10 protein-coding genes are annotated in these 18,516 nt (G+C 42.8%); 3 read left to right on the top strand and 7 right to left on the bottom strand.

The window, feature by feature from the left end; all coding sequences use genetic code 11:
- Positions 1-11 precede the first annotated feature (11 nt).
- From ntcA to PCC7418_RS05915, 5 genes are all read right to left on the bottom strand, one after another.
- Complete coding sequence (gene ntcA / locus PCC7418_RS05935) at positions 12-689, bottom strand: global nitrogen regulator NtcA (RefSeq protein ID WP_015225272.1); 678 nt, start codon at positions 687-689, stop codon at positions 12-14.
- 655 nt (positions 690-1,344) lie between these two features.
- Positions 1,345-2,979, bottom strand: a complete 1,635-nt coding sequence (locus PCC7418_RS05930) for a SpoIID/LytB domain-containing protein (RefSeq protein WP_235620751.1) — start codon at positions 2,977-2,979, stop codon at positions 1,345-1,347.
- A 14-nt stretch (positions 2,980-2,993) separates the two neighbouring features.
- On the bottom strand, positions 2,994-6,899 hold the full coding sequence (locus PCC7418_RS05925) for a hybrid sensor histidine kinase/response regulator (protein ID WP_015225270.1): 3,906 nt from the start codon (positions 6,897-6,899) through the stop codon (positions 2,994-2,996).
- A 174-nt stretch (positions 6,900-7,073) separates the two neighbouring features.
- Positions 7,074-8,006, bottom strand: coding sequence for a GTPase Era (gene era / locus PCC7418_RS05920; protein WP_015225269.1), 933 nt, complete (start codon positions 8,004-8,006; stop codon positions 7,074-7,076).
- Positions 7,996-9,144 (bottom strand): succinylglutamate desuccinylase/aspartoacylase family protein, encoded by a 1,149-nt coding sequence (locus PCC7418_RS05915; RefSeq protein WP_041596165.1) that lies wholly within the window; start codon positions 9,142-9,144, stop codon positions 7,996-7,998. Before PCC7418_RS05915 ends, era begins: the two co-directional genes overlap by 11 nt.
- Positions 9,145-9,394: 250 nt before the next feature.
- On the opposite strand from PCC7418_RS05915, the gene PCC7418_RS05910 reads away from it, so the two are divergent.
- On the top strand, positions 9,395-11,326 hold the full coding sequence (locus tag PCC7418_RS05910; protein ID WP_015225267.1) for a transglycosylase domain-containing protein: 1,932 nt from the start codon (positions 9,395-9,397) through the stop codon (positions 11,324-11,326).
- A gap of 1 nt (position 11,327) precedes the next feature.
- Here PCC7418_RS05910 and PCC7418_RS05905 read toward each other — a convergent pair whose 3' ends face one another.
- Positions 11,328-11,645 carry a DUF1825 family protein gene (locus tag PCC7418_RS05905; protein WP_015225266.1) on the bottom strand — a complete coding sequence of 106 codons (318 nt, stop codon included), beginning with the start codon at positions 11,643-11,645 and terminating at the stop codon, positions 11,328-11,330.
- 123 nt (positions 11,646-11,768) lie between these two features.
- Between PCC7418_RS05905 and asnS the strand changes: the two genes are divergently transcribed.
- Positions 11,769-13,157, top strand: coding sequence for an asparagine--tRNA ligase (gene asnS, locus PCC7418_RS05900; protein WP_015225265.1), 1,389 nt, complete (start codon positions 11,769-11,771; stop codon positions 13,155-13,157).
- 394 nt (positions 13,158-13,551) lie between these two features.
- On the opposite strand, the gene PCC7418_RS05895 is transcribed toward asnS, so the two are convergent.
- Positions 13,552-14,043: a hypothetical protein gene (locus tag PCC7418_RS05895; protein ID WP_015225264.1), complete on the bottom strand. Its 492-nt coding sequence runs from the start codon at positions 14,041-14,043 to the stop codon at positions 13,552-13,554.
- Between the two features lie 138 nt (positions 14,044-14,181).
- Here PCC7418_RS05895 and PCC7418_RS05890 point away from each other — a divergent pair, with 138 nt between their 5' ends.
- Positions 14,182-18,441 (top strand): hypothetical protein, encoded by a 4,260-nt coding sequence (locus PCC7418_RS05890; protein ID WP_015225263.1) that lies wholly within the window; start codon positions 14,182-14,184, stop codon positions 18,439-18,441.
- Positions 18,442-18,516 lie beyond the last annotated feature (75 nt).

Genomic DNA, 18,516 nt, shown 5'->3' with positions numbered 1-18,516 from the left:
AGGGAAAACGGCTAGGAAAATTGTTGACTGAGTACGACTGGATTATGCACCGTAATCTTTTTCTTGTAAATAGAAATCATCCCTTCTTCTCGTAATTCCCCGAGGAGACGAGTCACTGTAACGCGAGTCGAACCAATTGCTTCCGCGATCGCCTGATGGGATAGTTTTAAGTCGATTTGAATACCTTGATCGGAAGGTTGTCCAAAATCTCGACATAAAATCAGCAGAAAACTCACTAAGCGCGACCCCATATCGCGATGGGCTAGGGTTTCAATCATCATTTCGGTTTGGAGAATACGAGAAGATAACCCTTGCAGCATTAATCGGCTTAACTGTGCATTTTCTCGAAAGGCAATTTCTGCTTGTTCAATGGGAGCGGAGAGAAGTTCAACAGGGGTAAAGGCTACCGCATGATAAAAGCGATCAGAGTGTTGACCAGTAATCAGGGATAACACCCCGAAAATGCTATTCTCCCGCAATAGGGCTACTGTTATCTCTTCTCCAGTTTCATAGACTCGGGAGAGTTTAACTGCCCCCGTCAGTAAAAAGTAAACGCGCTCGGCAGGATCACCTGGAAAAAAGATGGTTTTTCCGCGATCAAAGTTCTCTACCACTGGGGTAATGCCACCGCCTCCAATTTGACGGAAAACATCTTCTAGGGAGGTTTCTGGGGTTGTAAATAAGTTCATGTCACTAACCAACACCAATATAGTTTTTAAAAATTGACAATTGACAATTTTTCATCGACAATCAGTTCTGAAGACAAGGTAATTTGTTGAGCCATCGCTAGAGCAACAGGACTCACTCTTCTCGAAGGTGCTCTTTCTTAATTATCCCTATTATCCACTAACTTCCGTCTCATAACTGAAGCATCCATAACAGGTCAAAAGGAAAGGGGATATTGGTGGCAACAACTATCAACGATGACTCGCCTGTGACTGATCGTTGCTTCTCCCTCGTTCAGGGTGAATCACCTGCTTCGGATAACATGGCTTGGTCTCGTTTCTGTCAATACCTCTTTACAAAAAATTGTATTGCTCAACAAAAATACATACGACTTGTCGCAAAAAACTTGACAGAATTTGGGCTCGACCAACGCTAGAATCAAGATTCCAGTCCCTCAAACGACCCTCAAGATAGAAAAACCCTTCGGATTTTTATTGATCTGACTATACCCGAAAAGACGTAAATTCGTCAATATGATGCGCTGCAATTGACAAGTTAACTTTTGTAAAGCCGTTGTTTTTATTGAAAAGTCTTAACTAACATTATATGCTTTATAAGTTTTAGTTATAGGTAATGCGTCGAGCCATGGGAAAAAGGGAATTGGGAATCGATAACTAATCACTGGTGACTGCTATCACTCACTTCATCCAACAGCAGAATCTCAGTGTCTGGATAATAAAAGTAGAGGATGTCTTGTGCTGACCAGCCCTGTTTGGCGAGGTGGTGTGCTCCAATTTGACTTAAGCCAACGCCATGTCCAAAGCCACCGCCAATAAACTGATAGGCTTCCAATTCTCCGTTGTCGTCGCGGACTGGATCAACATAAAAGAGGGTACTGCGAGGGGGGCCAAAGGCACTGCGGACTTCTGTTTTTTTCAAGATAATGGGGCCTTGATCGGTCTGAACATCCATTTGTAAAATCCGACCCGAGCGCGATCGCGCTGTCACTGTCATCTCCTCAATGTTATCGATTTTTTCGGCGAGGGGATGCTTAATGCGCTCTAAATACGTTTGCAAGTCTTCTGTCAACTGCTCAATACTGCTTTGTTTTTCCCAGCGAAAGGCTCGGCTTCCCGTTTCATTAAACCCTTGCTGCTGCTTGATAAAAGCCCGAAAATTCTCTTCCTCACTGAGGGGACGTTTGTCTAAATCCCACACGGGTTGCGGAGAATCAACCACGGAGCGTAAATAAGGGCGTTGTTGACCATCCCAAATATCACTAAAAAAGGCAGTTACTCCCCCCGTTGTGGAAGAATAGAGGGCATCAACGAGGTTTCCTTGATAGCTAAGGATCTGTTGGCTGGTTTCTTGGATCGCGCGATCGCTGCGGGCATTGGTATCACTCAATCCCCAATAGACCTGACAATGAGTATTGGCACAAATTTCATAATCATCAGCCTGAAAGCGATGGAGATTTCGCAAGGCATAGGTTCGGGCAATAATCGCTTGGGCTTTTACTGCTTCTAAGGGGGCATTGGGTCCAATTTCATGGGGGACAACGCCCCGCAAATAAGACTCAATGGGGACAATATTCACCAGCGTATAATTGCCATAAGAATTCGGTTGTAGGTGTAAATGTCCTGGATAAAGCCGACGGGGGACATCACTCGCCTTGACATAGAGTTGTTCGCTTTCATGGTGAATCTCTAGGGTTTCGGGAGTATAGCGTTTTCCGTCTAAGAGAAAAGACACTTCTACCACTTCTTCTAAAACCTCAGTTTCCAGATAGGGGCGGTTATACCCTTCTCGTTGCAGACTTTCTAATAAAAAGCGTCGCAATAGAGGAGAGTGATAAACTTCTGATTTTGCCCACACTTGCCAACGACCTGGCTGTGTGACTTCTGTAATAATCCCCCGTTTTGCCCATATTTGGGCACTGGTTTCCGCACTCTCAAATGTGGCATGATCACTTAAAATCACCCGTTCTCTTACTTTTGGCTTAGCTAAGGGGGCTGCTTTAATTTCCAAAGTGACGCGATCGGTTTTTAAGGTTTCCGTCGTACCGTCATTTTTGACAGTGACCGTTAAGGGGGTTTCATTGGGACTGGTCAAAGTCATCTCGTCACTTAATTCCTCCCCAAACCGTTGAACAATTCCCACTTCAATGGGAAAGGGTTCGCTGCGAACTGAGGTCGGTGTAAAGAGGCTAAATGCGCCGAGTAAGGCGATTAATGAAACCCTAACCCCTCGCCTCATGGCGCGGTTGCAACTTGATAAACGTTGTTTGTAGCCAAAGTAATTTTTTTGAGTCATCTGTGGTTGATTGATCATGACTGAGATGCAGCACTGGTTGCTTTACGATCCATTAAATTTTCTCCTTCTAACATCCGTTTCGCTGCATCTAACAACACCTCTTCCAGATAGGGTTTGGTAAAGTATCCTTTTGCACCGAGACGAGTTGCCATTTGACGATGACGTTCCGCGCCCCGCGAGGTTAGCATTCCCACAGGTAAATCGGCAAATCGCTCTTCTTCTTTTACCCGAGACAATAATTCTAACCCGTCCATTCGGGGCATTTCAATATCACAGAACATCATGTCGCAAGCTAAACCTGCTCGCAGTTTTTCCCAAGCATCTTTACCGTCACGGGCTTGTTCAACCCGATATCCCGCTTTGGAGAAAGTCATCGAGAGGAGTTCTCGTACTGTAATCGAGTCATCCACAATCAACACCATTGGTTCAGCGTCACCCGCTTGTTGTTCTGCTGCTTGTTCTTGCTGCGCCAACATGGAGTTCATAACATCTTTTCGGACTCGTCCGTAGAAGAGGTCAATTAATTCTAAAACATCCGCAATCGCCATCACACTGCCATCCGAGGTCACCGTAACCCCAGCAATTCCTAACGGTTTGGGAATCGGACCAGCGAGTTGTTTAATTACAATTTCTTGTTGTCCCAGCACTTGATCCACTTGCACAGCGACTAAATTGCCGGTACTGCGTAGAACGACAATCGACATTTCATCACTTTCTGCTTGAGCAGCAAAGAGATTACTACGAGTGAGGGTACGATTATAGGAGAGGAGTTCTGATAAGGGCTTAAAGGGGAGTAAGGTAGAACTCTTTTGCCAGCGAATGAAGCGTTCCCCGTTTTGGTTGATCTTGATATTGTCTTTAGTGGTTTCAAACTTGTCTTCCACCCCATCCATTGGGAAAGCCAGATCGGATTGATTCAATTTACAACAGAGGGCGGTCGTAATACTTAAGGTCAGGGGTAAACCAATGGTAAATGTCGTTCCTTTCCCTAGGGAAGAGTCAATATTAATACTTCCCCGTAGTTTACTCAAAGAAGAACGCACTACATCCATTCCCACACCCCGTCCTGCGAAGTCATCAGCTTTATCCTTGGTACTAAATCCTGGATGAAAGATAAAGTCAAAGATATCAATATCAGGGAGAGCGCTCGCTTCTGCTTTAGAAATTAAGCCTTTTTCTACTGCTTTCCGTCGAATTCGTACCGGATCGAGCCCAGCGCCATCATCAGAAATGGAAATAATACTTTGATTCCCTTGGTGATGGGCTTCCACTTTAATTGTTCCCGTTTCTGGTTTCCCAAAGTGCTGACGTTCTTCTGGCGACTCAATCCCATGAGTAATCGCATTGTTCACTAAATGCGTCATTGGATCATAGAGTTGCTCCAGAATCATCTTATCCACCAATGTATCTTTCCCTTCCACTTCCAGTTTGGCTTTCTTATTTAATTTCAGGGAAATATCCCGTACCGCCCGTGGTAAGCGATCTGCGACTTGAGAAAAGGGAACCATGCGAGCTTCAGTAAAGCCTTCTTGTAATTGTGTCGTCACTTGGCGGAACAGTCGTGCTTCTTGTTCCACTTCATCCACTAAAAATTCAATATCAGAGGTGGATTCGCGAACTCGCACGATCAACTCAATCATTTCTTGAGACAGCAAGTGGAAGCCACTAAAGCGGTCCATTTCTAGGGGGTTGTACTCCTCATCATAAGAGTTGGAATTGGAACTACTGCCATCGCCATGGTTGTTCCCTGCTGTTGCCATTTTATTGGTACTGTAAGATTTACTCATCAGCAGGGAGTTTTCCAGTAACGACCGCTCGTAAAGGTCTTGCATTCGCACCCCCAAGTCATTGAGGTTTTGCACCTGTTCTAATAAATTATCTAAGAATTGTCGTAAGCGTTCTTGGTCTTTTTCGAGACTATTGCGGTTAACAACTAACTCCCCAATTAAGTTATTGAGGTTATCCATGAGGCGAACAGGAACTTTAATCGTTTGTTCAAATAAAGACACTCCTCCTCGGGAAGCCGGTGCTGCTGCTTGGGCTGGTGTTGTTTCCTTCTGAGTTTCCTCGGGTTGGGGAAGTGCTGGGGCTTGTTCAATAGAAGTTTCTAAGGCGGTGAGATCAAAGTCTTCCTCACTCTGCGCGATCGCAGGGGCTTCAATGACACTGTCTAACTGTTCGATCCCTAAGTAATAATCCCAAGCAGACCGCAACTCTTCGAGAGGTGAGGCTTGGATATAGGTTTGGTCAAAGGTGTCTTCTTCCTCTTCCGAGAAAGCGGAATCTTCTGCTTGATCTTGAATAAAGGTTTTTTCTCCTTCATTGGCAAAAATGGATTCGAGATCTTCGAGGGGTTCAAAGGTTTGTTCAGACCAAGAGAAATGATCTTCGGAATCGTCGTCATCTAGTGCATCTAGTTGGGAGAGGGCTTCTTGTTCCTCTGCTTCTTTTTCACTTTGAGCGTCTTGTTTCTCCGCTTCTAACGCCTCAAACAGTTCATCCCATTCCTGATCAGGATTGTTATCTTCTTCAATCAAGGTTTCTTGATCTGCTTCTAAGCCCTCTAAGTTGAGACTTCCCCATAAGGCATCAGTGTTCAATGCTTCCGAATCCTCGGCGGGAGTCTCTTGTTCTAACTCAATTTCTTCTTCCCACAACTCGTCTTCATTCCCTTGATCTTCAGCAAATAATTCCTCGAAGAATGTCTCGTCATCATCGGTTGGTTGACTCTGTTCAGTCAGCCATTGCTCAAGATTTTCTTCTGCACCATCGTCTTCTAAAGCGGTTTCTTGTTCATTCCACCATTCTGTACTCTCTTCAGTAATCGTTTGTTGTTCATCCCATAATTCGAGATGTTCATCGGAATGATCAATGGTAGCGGGAAGATCAAGGTCAATGCTGTCTTCCTCCCACAAGTCAGTTTCGAGATCAAGGCTTTGCAAGAAATCGTATTCTTCGGAGTCGCTCGTTTCGGGAATTCCATCTAAATCAGCAATGGTTGCTTTTTCATCTAATTCTTCTCCCTCGGATGACATTGGGGAGGCTTGTGCGCCAGAAAAGTCTTCCTCGTTGAAATCATCAAAGTAAGTTTCGTCGTCATCCTCGTAGTTTTGTGTATCCCAAGGAGAAGACAGTTGCAAAGACATTGCTTTTAAGCGCTGACTGGGTTTAATGGTGTAGGCTTGACCTTTGTTAATCAGCCTTTGGGCTTCTCTGATTTCCGCGATCGCGCATTCTGTAGCAGTTTTTACTGAATTTTCCGTTGCCGCGATCGCGCTTTGAGCAGTTTTCAACAGTTTCACCCAAGTCGGTAATTGCGCTTGCGCCCCAATTTGCTCCAACACCTGACAATGCTCTTTCAATTCGGTGCGGTAATGAGAAGGATTTTCTTGCTCAATAATCCTTTCCATCGCTTTCAACTCAGCATCCACTTGCTGCTGGAAGAAGTCACTCTCTGGGGTCAGTTCACTAACCGTTGCTTCCTCATGTAAAATTCGAGATTGCAGGTAGTTTTTCGCTTCGGTTAATTTCGGCTGGAGTCCCTTAAACACTTCTCGCTCTACACCTTCAGTGTATTCTGTGGGTTCTTCCGACATAGCGTGCATCTCAACCAACCCTTGAAAAGTATCAAAGACTTGCCACAATAAATTTTCCAAGTGTTTATCACTGACCACGGAAGCGGTGCGCATGACCCCAAAACAGTCCTCAAAAAACTGAGCAATCTGTTGAATCGTCTCCATTTCATGAATCAGCGCACCTGTATTCAGAGACTCAGCAGCACTATGAAGACGCTGGAGTGTTTCTGGCTGTCTCACCACACCAGATAAGTTCAGTAGCCCACGCTCAATGGTTTCCAGATTCGTTTTTGCGTTCTGCAAATATTGGTTTCGGTCAGGGGTTTGGGATTGGGTTGGCTGCATAGTCACGTCCGTCTCTTCCTTGCTCCGCTTTTGCTTTCGGCAGCGATGATATTGGGGCTGATATTCATCACTCCCTTAACCTTCTGGGAGTGTTTCTTGTGATTGAGTCAGGGAACTCGCTGCTCCTACTTTAACCAATATTTTAGCGTTGATGCCGATTTTGAGCATCGGTTTTTAATTTTCTTGAAAATACCCAAATTCCGCCACTTGTCTCGCCGACTCCCGCCATTTCGCTTGGACCCGAACAAACAATTCCAAATAAACTTTCCCTGCAATAATCTTTTGCATTTCCGCTCGGGCTGCTGTCCCGATTTTTTTGAGCATTGTCCCTTTTTTTCCAATTAAAATTCCTTTTTGCGAAGCGCGTTCCACATTGATTGTGGCTCGAATCGTCGTCAGATTTTTTTCTTCTGTAATTTGGTCAATTATAATTGCTACAGAATGGGGAATTTCTTCCCGTGTTTCTCGTAAAATTTGCTCACGAATTAACTCCGCCATCACTAACCGTTCTGGTTGATCACTGACTAAGTCGGGGGGATAGTAATAAGGACCGATTTCTAATCGTTCTCTGAGTTTTTCCTGTAAGGAGTCTAAGCCCACCCCTGTCAAAGCTGAGAATTGAATTAACTCCCAGGGTTGATCCTTTAAGAGTTCCCTATAGGTAGCAAGATTTTTTCCCCTTTTTTCCTCATTCCCTAAATCACTTTTATTTAATCCTACTAACACTGGCACTTTGCTTTTTTTCAATAACTCAACAATGTAGCGATCTCCCCCACCAGCGGGACTCGAAGCATCAACCACCAATAAAATTAAATCCACGGCTTCAATGGTACTTTGAGCATTTTTCACAATGACTTTTCCTAATTCATGATGAGGTTTGTGAATGCCTGGAGTATCCACAAAAATCATCTGTGCTGTTTCCGTAGTTAAAATCCCCCGTAAGCGATTCCGGGTCGTTTGTGCAACGGGTGAGGTAATGGCGACTTTTTCTCCGATTAATTCATTCATCAAGGTTGATTTTCCGACATTGGGTCGCCCAATTAAACCCACAAAACCAGACTTAAAATTAGGGGGGGCAACTGGAATTTGTCCTAAGCTATCGATCATTGTTGTCTTCTCTTGCTAAGATGGTTAAAACGTATTCTCCTTCATGGACCCCTTGATTAATTCCGAGATCAAAAATTAAACCAGAGGTTTGTGCGGTTATGCTGATCACTTTTAACGGCTCGCCCTGTTTATTCAATTCTAAAATTTGATAAATCACATCTCCTTTGTTGACCACTGTTTTTAAGTCAACGCAGTTTTGAATAATTCCCCCAGTAGGAGCATAATATTTCTGAATTTGTTCTTTTTGGACAAACTGGACTGTATGATTTTGGGTTGCTTGCAGAGAAAAATCAGGAATCTTGACAATCCCTTGACTCACTAAATAATTTTTAATCCCTCTCACCCCTTTTGCTACCGACTCGGGTTGCGCCCTCATGCCACTTCCTAACTCTAATGTCCAAGAAGCAACATTAAATTTAATGTTTCGTCCGAGTTTGCGAAAGGTTTCTTCTAAGACCAACCAAGGTTTAATAAAGGCTTCATCAAAAGTATATCCGCTTGGTTGATCAACGCGAATTCCCACATCTAATAAAAACGCTTTTGTTGCTTCTTCTTGACCAGGGAAGGTAAATAAATAATCAAGACCTTGATTGCTGGAACTATGAATATCAATAACGTGGTTTGCATCCCAGCAAAGAAACTGTAATGTTTGCTGATACTTGACTGGATAAGGAACATAACAAGACTGATAACGACGAGCCGTTTGTTCTTGAAACCACGTTTTAATTTGGGCGATATAGCCTTGATAAATGGTTTCGATCTCCGATTCTAGATGTTGTTTGGCAAAGTCATAAATTTCATCAGTTTCTGTCGAATAATCCCAAAAAATACGATTCCAATCTTGACCATCATAGCTATTGTAGCGTCCAGAATTAAAAAAATGCGAGCGCTGATTCATTCCCACTGGATTACAAGCTGGTACTAACCAAATTTCACCCCATATCTTTTCTGGATCAATTTCGCTCAGCCAACGAAAAATTTCTGAAATTACAATATTGCCAACAATTTCAGCACCATGCAAATTCGCTTGAATATAAGTTTTTTGACCTAGTTTGCCCTGAAATTGATAGACTTGTAGAGCGAGATTATCTCCTGAAGAAAGACGACGTAAATGAAACGTTTCAATTTTTGGCTGCATTGTCATTAGTAATGAGAAGACTAGAGTGAGGCGTGAGCAGATGAGCTTTGTGTTAGATTAGACATAATTAATTATGAATTGTTAATTTTACCTTGTTAATTGTTAACTGTCCATTATTTATGAAGTTGCCAATTGTTAGGCAAAATAGTAATCTGAGTGTCAGAGATGACACCTGACTTGAAGATACCTAATTTCAACCCAAAGTCACATCAAGCGTTAATCATATTTGCTAAAAGGGAGAGAAAACGCCGTGTCGAATACAACCGTTCGGCAAGATCAACCGAGCCAACCATCTTTATGGCAACAGACCTTCCAATTTACAAAAGGGGTCGCCAAAGCTGCAACGGGAACAGTGGTTTGTGTCAGTTTATTGGCTGGTGCAGTGATGACTGGGGGACTGGTGGGATTAGCCCTCAGTTTCCGTAATCTTCCTGATGTTCGGGTTTTAGAAGGGTATTCCCCCACAGAAACCAGTTATATTTATGATGTAAAAGGTCGTCTGTTGACGCGCTTGCATGGAGAAGCCAATCGCGATGTTGTCCCATTAGAGGCGATCTCTCCAGAATTGAAACAAGCTGTTCTCGCGATCGAAGATAGTCATTTTTATCAGCATCAGGGCATTAACCCCACGAGTATTGCACGGGCGTTAGTAGTGAACTGGCAAAGCGGAGAAGTGGTGGAAGGGGCTTCAACGATCACCATGCAGTTGGTTAAAAATGTGTTCCTCTCCCCAGAACGAACCTTTAGCCGAAAACTAGCGGAAGCCGTGTTGGCGTTGCGGGTTGAGCAAGTTTTTACTAAGGACGAAATTTTAGAAATGTACCTCAATACCATTTATTGGGGACACAATAACTATGGGGTGGAAACAGCAGCGCAAAGTTATTTCCAAAAGTCAGCCTCAGAGTTAAACCTTGCTGAAGCCACCATGATGGCAGGTTTAATTCAAGCCCCAGAAAAATATAGTCCTTTTATTGATTATGCAGCGACGAAAGGACGACAAGCAACGGTACTGAATCGCATGGAAGAAATTGGATGGATTCCAGCGCAGGTCGCTGATCAGATTCTCCAACAACCCCTGTTAGTCGGAAAACCTACGGCTTGGCAACAAAGTAAACTCCCTGCAGTGACGGAAGCGGTAACTGCTGAGTTGAAAGAACGCTTTGGGGAAGAAATCGTGACAGAAGGGGGGTTGCGTATTCAAACCACCATTGATTTCTTTTTCCAACAAATGGCAGAAGAAACGGTGCGAGATGCCCATCAACAGTTATTGAATCGGGGTTTGAGAACCGCTCAAATTGCGATTGTTGCTGTTGATCCGCGAACTCACTTTGTCAAAGCGATGGTGGGAAGCGTGGATTATGAAAATAGTCAGTTTAATCGCGCCCTCCAATCCCGTCGTCAACCTGGATCATCTTTCAAGCCTTTTGTTTATTACACTGCTTTTGCTAGCGGAAAATATACGCCTAGTTCAATGATTAAAGACAGTCCTGTTCAATATCGAGATGGGAACGGCTACTATCGCCCCAAAAACTATGGAGGAAGTTTTGCTGGGAATATGAGTTTACGGAAAGCCCTGATGCAGTCTCGTAATGTGCCTGCGGTGAAACTCGGACAAGCCGTGGGCTTAGATAATGTGATTGATGTTGCGAGCAAACTGGGAATTGAAAGTCCTTTACAACCTGTTATTTCTTTGCCTTTAGGATCGGTGGGAGTGACTCCCTTAGAAATGGCGGGGGCGTATGCGACTTTTGCTAATAATGGCTGGCATTCTGATCCCACTTTTATTATTCGCGTTAGTGATAGTCAAGGGAATGTGCTGTTAGATAATCAACCTGAACCGCAGTTAGTCTTGGATCGGTGGGCGGTAGCTTCCCTCAATAGCGTCTTACAAGGGGTCGTCCAATCTGGAACAGGAACGGCGGCTCAAATTGGTCGCCCCGTCGCAGGAAAAACGGGAACAACTACCTCGGAAAGAGATGTTTGGTTTGTGGGGTATGTCCCTCAGTTAGCAACCGCAGTTTGGATCGGAAATGATGACTATCGTCCCTTGGGTTATGGGGTGACTGGGGGTGGATTTGCTGCGCCAGTTTGGCGGAAGTTTATGCTCAGAGCGCTCAAGGGTGAACCCGTACAACAATTTCCGTCGCCGAGCAAGTTTCAACGCCCTAAACCGTCAAATTAAGTTACTGATGAAGTTCTTTTTTCATCCGTTCTAAGGTTTGGTGCATTTGGTCAAACATTTGCTGTGGGGTCATTCCAAATTGTCCCAGTTGACTTTTCAGTTGTTCGACAGTCATTTGCGCCATAAAATCTTCTGAGAGTTCAAACCGTTTCATGAAAATTTGATAGCGTTCTAAAAGCTCTTCCATGCGCTCGATGTACAGCTTTTTCCCTTCATAGTCAAATTTTCCGTATTTCCCCCCCAGTTCCATGAGGGCTTGATAGTCTTCAAATAGCTGTTTGGCTTCTTGTTGGACGACTTCAGAATCAAAAATTCCCATGACTATTTTGTCTGTTTTCAATACCATTTCTTTATTATCCCTTTGATCTTAACGAAATCGGAACAAAGCAGGCAATTCGGTTTACCGTATTATGAATGAGGAGAGGAACAAGAAAACAAGGTTATGTCAAAACGTCGCATTATAGACTTATTCCGCCATGGACAACCTGAAGAAACTGTCACTATTCAAGGCTGGGTGCGGACGAAACGGGAATCGAAAAAGTTTGCGTTTATTGAGGTGAATGATGGCTCGGCTTTAGCGAACTTACAAGTGATTTTAGAGCCAACACTAGAGAATTATGAGCAAATCCTCAGTCAATTGAATACAGGGGCTTCAGTGGAGATTAAGGGGGGTTTAGCAGAATCCCCCGGAAAAGGACAGCGCATTGAGTTACAAGCCGATGCAGTAACAGTTTATGGAGAGGCGGATCCAGAAACTTATCCGTTACAGAAGAAACGCCACTCTTTTGAGTTTTTACGGAGTTTGGGTCATATTCGCACGCGGACAAATACTCTCGGTGCTGTGATGCGGGTACGGAATACTTGCGCTAATGCAGTACATCAATTTTTTCAACAGCAGGGTTTTTTATGGGTTCATACGCCGATTATTACCACGAATGATTGTGAGGGGGCGGGTGAGTTATTTAATGTCACTAGTTTGGACTTAAATCATGTTCCCAAAGAGAATGGGAAGGTCGATTACAATCAAGATTTTTTTGGACGACGGGCTTATTTGACGGTGAGTGGACAGTTGGAAGCTGAAGCGATGGCGTTAACGTTTGATCGCGTTTATACCTTTGGCCCGACGTTTCGGGCGGAAAATTCAAATACCTCTCGCCACTTAGCCGAATTTTGGATGATTGAACCAGAAATGGCTTTTTGTGATTTGCAAGGGGATATGGATCTGGCTTCCGCGTTTCTCAAGCATATTTTTCAGGCGGTGTTAGACCAGTGTCCAGAAGATATGGAATTTTTTAATAAACGGATTGATGATTCGGTTTTAGCAACGGCTGAACATATTATTAATGAGGGGTTTGAACGGATTACTTACACGAGCGCGATCGCGCTGTTAGAAAAAGCAGAGAAAAAATTTGAGTATCCTGTCGAATGGGGGGTTGATTTACAGTCGGAACACGAGCGTTATTTATGTGAAGAATACTTTCAAAAACCTGTCATTGTCACCGATTATCCCAGCAGTATTAAAGCATTTTATATGCGCTTAAATGATGATCAAAAAACCGTTTCTGCAATGGATGTTTTAGTTCCAAAAATTGGCGAGATTATTGGCGGTTCGCAACGAGAGGAACGCTTTGATGTCTTAGAAAAACGGATTAAAGAAGCAGGAATGGAGCCCGAACAACTGTGGTGGTATCTTGACTTGAGACGCTTTGGAACAGTCCCTCACGCTGGCTTTGGCTTAGGCTTTGAACGGTTAGTTCAGTTTATGACAGGGATGAAAAACATTCGGGATGTGATTCCGTTTCCGCGCACGCCAGAAAATGCTGAATTTTGATCAGGAGAATAGAAAAGATTAATCGTTCAAGAGCGCGATCGCGATCGCGCCTCCTCCTACTGTATAGTTACAAATAGTTTGTCACTGTACAGGTAGTGTACAATGACAAATTAAATGACGTGATGACAAATTAGTGTCGTTGGGCAAACTCTAGCTTTCATGAGGATCGTAGAAAAATCATTGATTTTAAGATAAGGAAGTAATTGTGACAAATTCATGTCGCTTTTCTGCACGATGACAAATTCGATGTCGTTTTTAAGAGGGCAATGGTAATCGGTTAGGGAGTAGATCAACAAGAATATATAATCGCCTCTTTGTTAAGAGCGCAATTGCTTTCGGTAAATGGCGGAGCCATATCGCGTTACAGTGAAATTTGTCCATTTATTAAGGAAATCTATACTCTTTGATTTCTCTGGTTGACATCTCCCATCTTTAAGTCACCACCAACCTCTAAGTTGCGTCCCGCGACCTGCTCACCAGAACCGCCTTCACTAACTTGTTCAATATTGCCAATTTCAGCACTTCCCTTAACTTTCACTTCATCCAAAACCACTTGTAAAGATGGAGATTGAGCCTGTATCTGTTGAATCAGTTCTTCGAGCTTTGTCGCAAATTCTTGGTCTTCTTCCATCTGGTTAACGAGTTCTCCCTCCAATATTTCAAGGTTTCGCTGTTCTGGCTTCTCTTCTGCTCGTTTCAACAAACCTACTGTTCCCGCAGCTTCCAGTTTCTCTTGAACAGTTGTTTTAAGCCTTTGAATTGTTTCACCGGTTTTTTGAAAAGCTGCTTTGCCAATTTGCATTCCAACCGTCTCGCTTGCTTTCTCAAGGACTTTTGGCAAAATAATTGCGGTTACTGTAGTGGCTAATGCGGATATTGGCTCCATGTTTCCTTACTCACGTATAACTGTTCGACTTTTGATTCCTTAAAGCTATTATTAAAGTTACTGTAGCATTCTAGATTAGTTTCAAGGGAAAATAGAAAATCTCTACTTTCCCTTTAGACTCAATAAAAGAGCAGTATCGTGAGTAACAGTTCAGAAGATCAAAACTTTCAACAATACGGTTTATCTAATGTATCTGCTGGCGGAGATATCAACTTTGACAGTCTTAATCAAACCCTAAATATAACGAATATCTTTAAGGGAGAGTCTTCTCTTGCTCCTGAAACAATCCTAAAACACTTAGAACGTAAATTTGAGCAACATAAACATGGGTGGTTGAGTAAACGCTACAGCCCTGATCTCCATCAAGTTGGTCAGATAGAAACAGATCTTAGGTTGCGATTAAGCGATCCTTCCTCACAACAGACATGGCTAGAGGAAATCAATCAAGTCCACGCTTTGCTCGAAGATGCATGGGAGGCTGTTTCACGACTGAGACGATATCCAGAATTTATGGAACGAGATGATTCTGAAACTCTCATGGATCATGCTAAGCAATGGCTAACAGATGCTATTACTGAACAGCAGGAACTAGAAAAGCGACTCTTACCGAGAAATTCTTTCCCACTGCCCGATTTTCAGGAGGAAGTTTTACCCGGAAATTCTCCTTGGGAACTTATCAATATAACTTGGCCAAATCGAAAAAATTCCTCACATTCAGCAACTGCTGATATTGGGAAGCAACTTGAAACAACTCTAAACCGTTGGAATGATCGAAAAGTAACTCCTCAATTCCTACGGAGATTTGGACAACCAAGCGCTTATATTGGCGAGCCTGGAGCAGGAAAAACCCATGCCTTGGCTAATAGTGTTGATGAACAGTTTCAAACAGGTAAACCTGGTATTTTAATCCGTGCTAAAGAGGTAAATTTAAACCATAGTTGGGAATCTATCATATCCAAAGCAATCGGTATTCCTGATTCAAAAAGCGATCGCGTTCTTAAAGCATTAGAAGAGACTGCCACTCAAATAGAAAACTCTATAAATCGCAACACGCAAACCAGTTCAGAATTTCAACCTGTTCGCGCTCTCATCGCCATTGATGGGCTTGATGAAACGCCTAGATCATCTCAGTGGGAAAATAAACTTGGAGAACTGGTGCCACTTGCCAAGGAATACCCCAAAATTCTCTTTGCTTGTTCACTCCGCACTACTCTTTTCGCCCGTATTAACCTTCCACAAGGCATCGATCCGGTTCACTTAAATGAGTCAGATGCACCGCTTGATGAAATTTTTGCATCTTATTGCAACGTTAATCGCATTCAATGTCCGCTGATTCTGCGTTGGGCTTTGCAAACGCCACTTGCCATTCGGCTCTTCGCTGATCTGTATCAGGGACGGCATATTGATAGTGTTACGCTTCAAGAATTCTCACTGGCAAAGTTAATTAGCCGAAAGATTGATAATGCTGAAAAATTGATTCGAGAAAATGATCTAGTAGGGTGGAGTGAGAATATTTGCCCAGTTCGTAATACTTTGCGAGGAATTGTCAAAGCCAGCCTATCCGAAGGAGAACTGTCACACGAAAAAGCATTACAGATTGCTGAAAGGGCTCAAAAAATACCAAATCTCATATCTTCTGAGCAGTTATTAAACATTTTAGAAAAATGTCGCGATTACGGTCTTTTACTAGAGAGGAAACAACCGTCAGATGATCCATTGGAAGGAGATTCAATCTTTTGGGAACCTGCCTACCAAACTATAACCGATTTTCTTCTGGCTTCGGAGGCTTATCAAGAAGCTAAGACAAACCTTAATAATCCTGAAATGCCAGACTATTTGAAATTCCGAGATAATGCGATCGCGCTTGCTGTCTATCTATTAGGGATGGATGATTATGACTTTTTCCATACGGAACTATGGTCAAACCAGTTAAGCACTGAGGAACGTGAAGAATTGCATTTGACCACAATTTTGATGATGTCTCCCCGGAAAGGACAAGATTATCGAGACTGGGTTATTGAAATTTTTAAGAGAAATATGCCCAGCTGTCGGGAAGTTTTGGATAGATTAGTCGTTCCTGGACTTAGAATGCCCGATCACTATTATGGGGCACAATTTATTCATGAAACGTTGCTGCCATTGCAAGTCGAAGAACGCGATTTATTCTGGTCAGGACCCGATTTTATCCCCAATAATCATGGTGCGCCTTGGGAAGGAATTGGAAAACAAGTCTTAGAAAACTTAGAAATTGCGCCTGATGATCCTTGGGATAGCGCCCCTCTACTTTTGGCTTGGGGAACAACAACAGTTAAAAATGAGAGTCGAAGACAAATTCGCTGTGAAATTGCCAAATGGAGTTCTCAAAATCCTGATGGATTATTAAATTTGCTTAAAACAGCTTGTCAGACCAATGATCCACAAATGAAGGAAGACTTGCTATCAGTCGCTTATGGAGCTTCCTGTTTAAAGCGACCGGATCAAAACTGGCTTCCTATATGCGACTGGCTAATTGACAACTTTTTTATTCCTCACGCTCCTCTTTACACTCACAATATAGTAGTGCAACACAATGCTAGAAGCGTTATAGAACGTTGTGTCGCTTGTGGAGTTCCGATTGAAGCAAAGTGCCTTCAAAATGTTCGTAATCCTAATGTAGATACTAAACAAATCCTTGATATTGATAAGGATGCTGCAATTAATATTGATCCGCATCATGGCATTGAACCAGCTACGGGTGATTTGGCTTGGTATGTTGTGCCCAAAGCAATCGATCCCTTCTTTAAAGAATATGTTCAGTTCAAAAACACTCAAGTCAATTGTTATCGAGAAAAAGAATCTGACGATAAATTTGAAAACATTAATGAAACTCTGCTCAACCAATTTGCAAAGGGTTCTTTAAGAAAATTAGCTCCTGTTGAAGCTCGGGAAGCAATAGAGGAAGTTCTTGACGACCGATCAGAACTACACTGTATGATCAAAATTTTCCAAAATGCAACAGAGGAAAAACAGCAAATGTTGTTGACTGATTGGGGAATACCAGTAGAAGCTCAACATCAGCAAGAAGCATCTCCTATTTCCGATACCAATTCTGAAAAAGATCAATACTCACCATCCGCACAAGCAATTCTGTCACAACATGGACAATACTATGGTTTACCTGATCTAGACCCTAACCAGCTTGCTTTTGGTTTTGTTTCAGCTTATGTCGCTCAACTTGGTTGGAGAAAAGATATCTTCATTAAAGAGCCAAATGGCGGTCAAACTGGAGAAATTTTCGGTGCTGATATAGCAATTGTTAGACAATATCCACACGCTACTCATGGAGCTCGCAGTTCCACCGCAAGATTTGTTGAAAAATATGTTTGGCTAGCTACGAATGAACTATCTGGTTTTTTGGCTGAGCGATCTGTAGCCTGTGGTTGGGGTAAATGCTATGACCCTCCAGTTAATCCGAGCTTGTTAATTCAACCAACAAACCCAGCATCAGATATCGGCTACGGTCAATTAAAGCTCAATCAATTCTTTGACTTCTCTGGACTTGTTCCTGATGCTGAATTATCAGAGGTAAATCAAGTTGACCGAGTCAACGAGTGGGTAAAAAAAGCACCTTTGCCCGATTTTAAATCATTACTTATTCAAAAAACAGATCAACTGCCTGAATGGGCAAAAAATGAAGAATGGATGGTTCTGCGAGCATTTGTGATTACTCGTAATGCAGATAGTCAAGCTGAATCAGTATTAAGAGCATCGAGTTTTGTGTTTCCAGCAGATACTTCATCTTTACTACAGGAAGATATTCAAAATAGATTTTTTCCTCCTAATTTGAGTGATACGTGGTATGAATTTTCTTCTGGAATTAAGTCAGTAGAGTTTTATCGTGATCCAACCGAAGTGGTCTGGGCTCCTTGGATTCAAGAAATGGAAGGAATAGTTAACCACAACACTTTGGGTACCTTGGGAGATCCAATTCAAGTTGAACTTCAGGCAACAACTTGTAAGTTTTATTGGGAAAGTCCAAATGGAGAACAAGAAAGATGGGCACCTGCAAAAGTTTTGCGTGAAATGCTGGATATAGTTGATTTTCGAGAGGGTCAGTGTTTAACAGCTAACGGGCAAATTCAAGCATTTACCTGTGACATTTCAGGAAATCCTTGGCATACTCGTCGTTGTCAAGTTTTGTTAGTCCGTCGTGCTGCTATTTCGGAAGCACTGATAAACCATAATTTTAATCTCGGTTGGGGCATTTGGTTAAATCGGGAGCCTGCTTTTCCTCTGATCAACATTTCAGGTCGTAAAAGAATGTTTAGGAATTGGCACGGTATTGGGCTTTTGAATGGAGATGAAGTTCAAGTTATTCCTTATTCGGATCAAATTGAACCTTGGCATAGAGATGAATGAAGAACCTTTCTGAGATGGATTAGACGTTTTTTGTTACTTTCAGCAGAAAATCAACCCTCAACTTCTTAACAGAAC

Source organism: Halothece sp. PCC 7418 (assembly GCF_000317635.1).
Lineage (GTDB): Bacteria > Cyanobacteriota > Cyanobacteriia > Cyanobacteriales > Rubidibacteraceae > Halothece.
The sequence above is the reverse complement of the archived record's forward strand: the minus strand, read 5'-3'. Positions and strand labels throughout refer to the sequence as shown.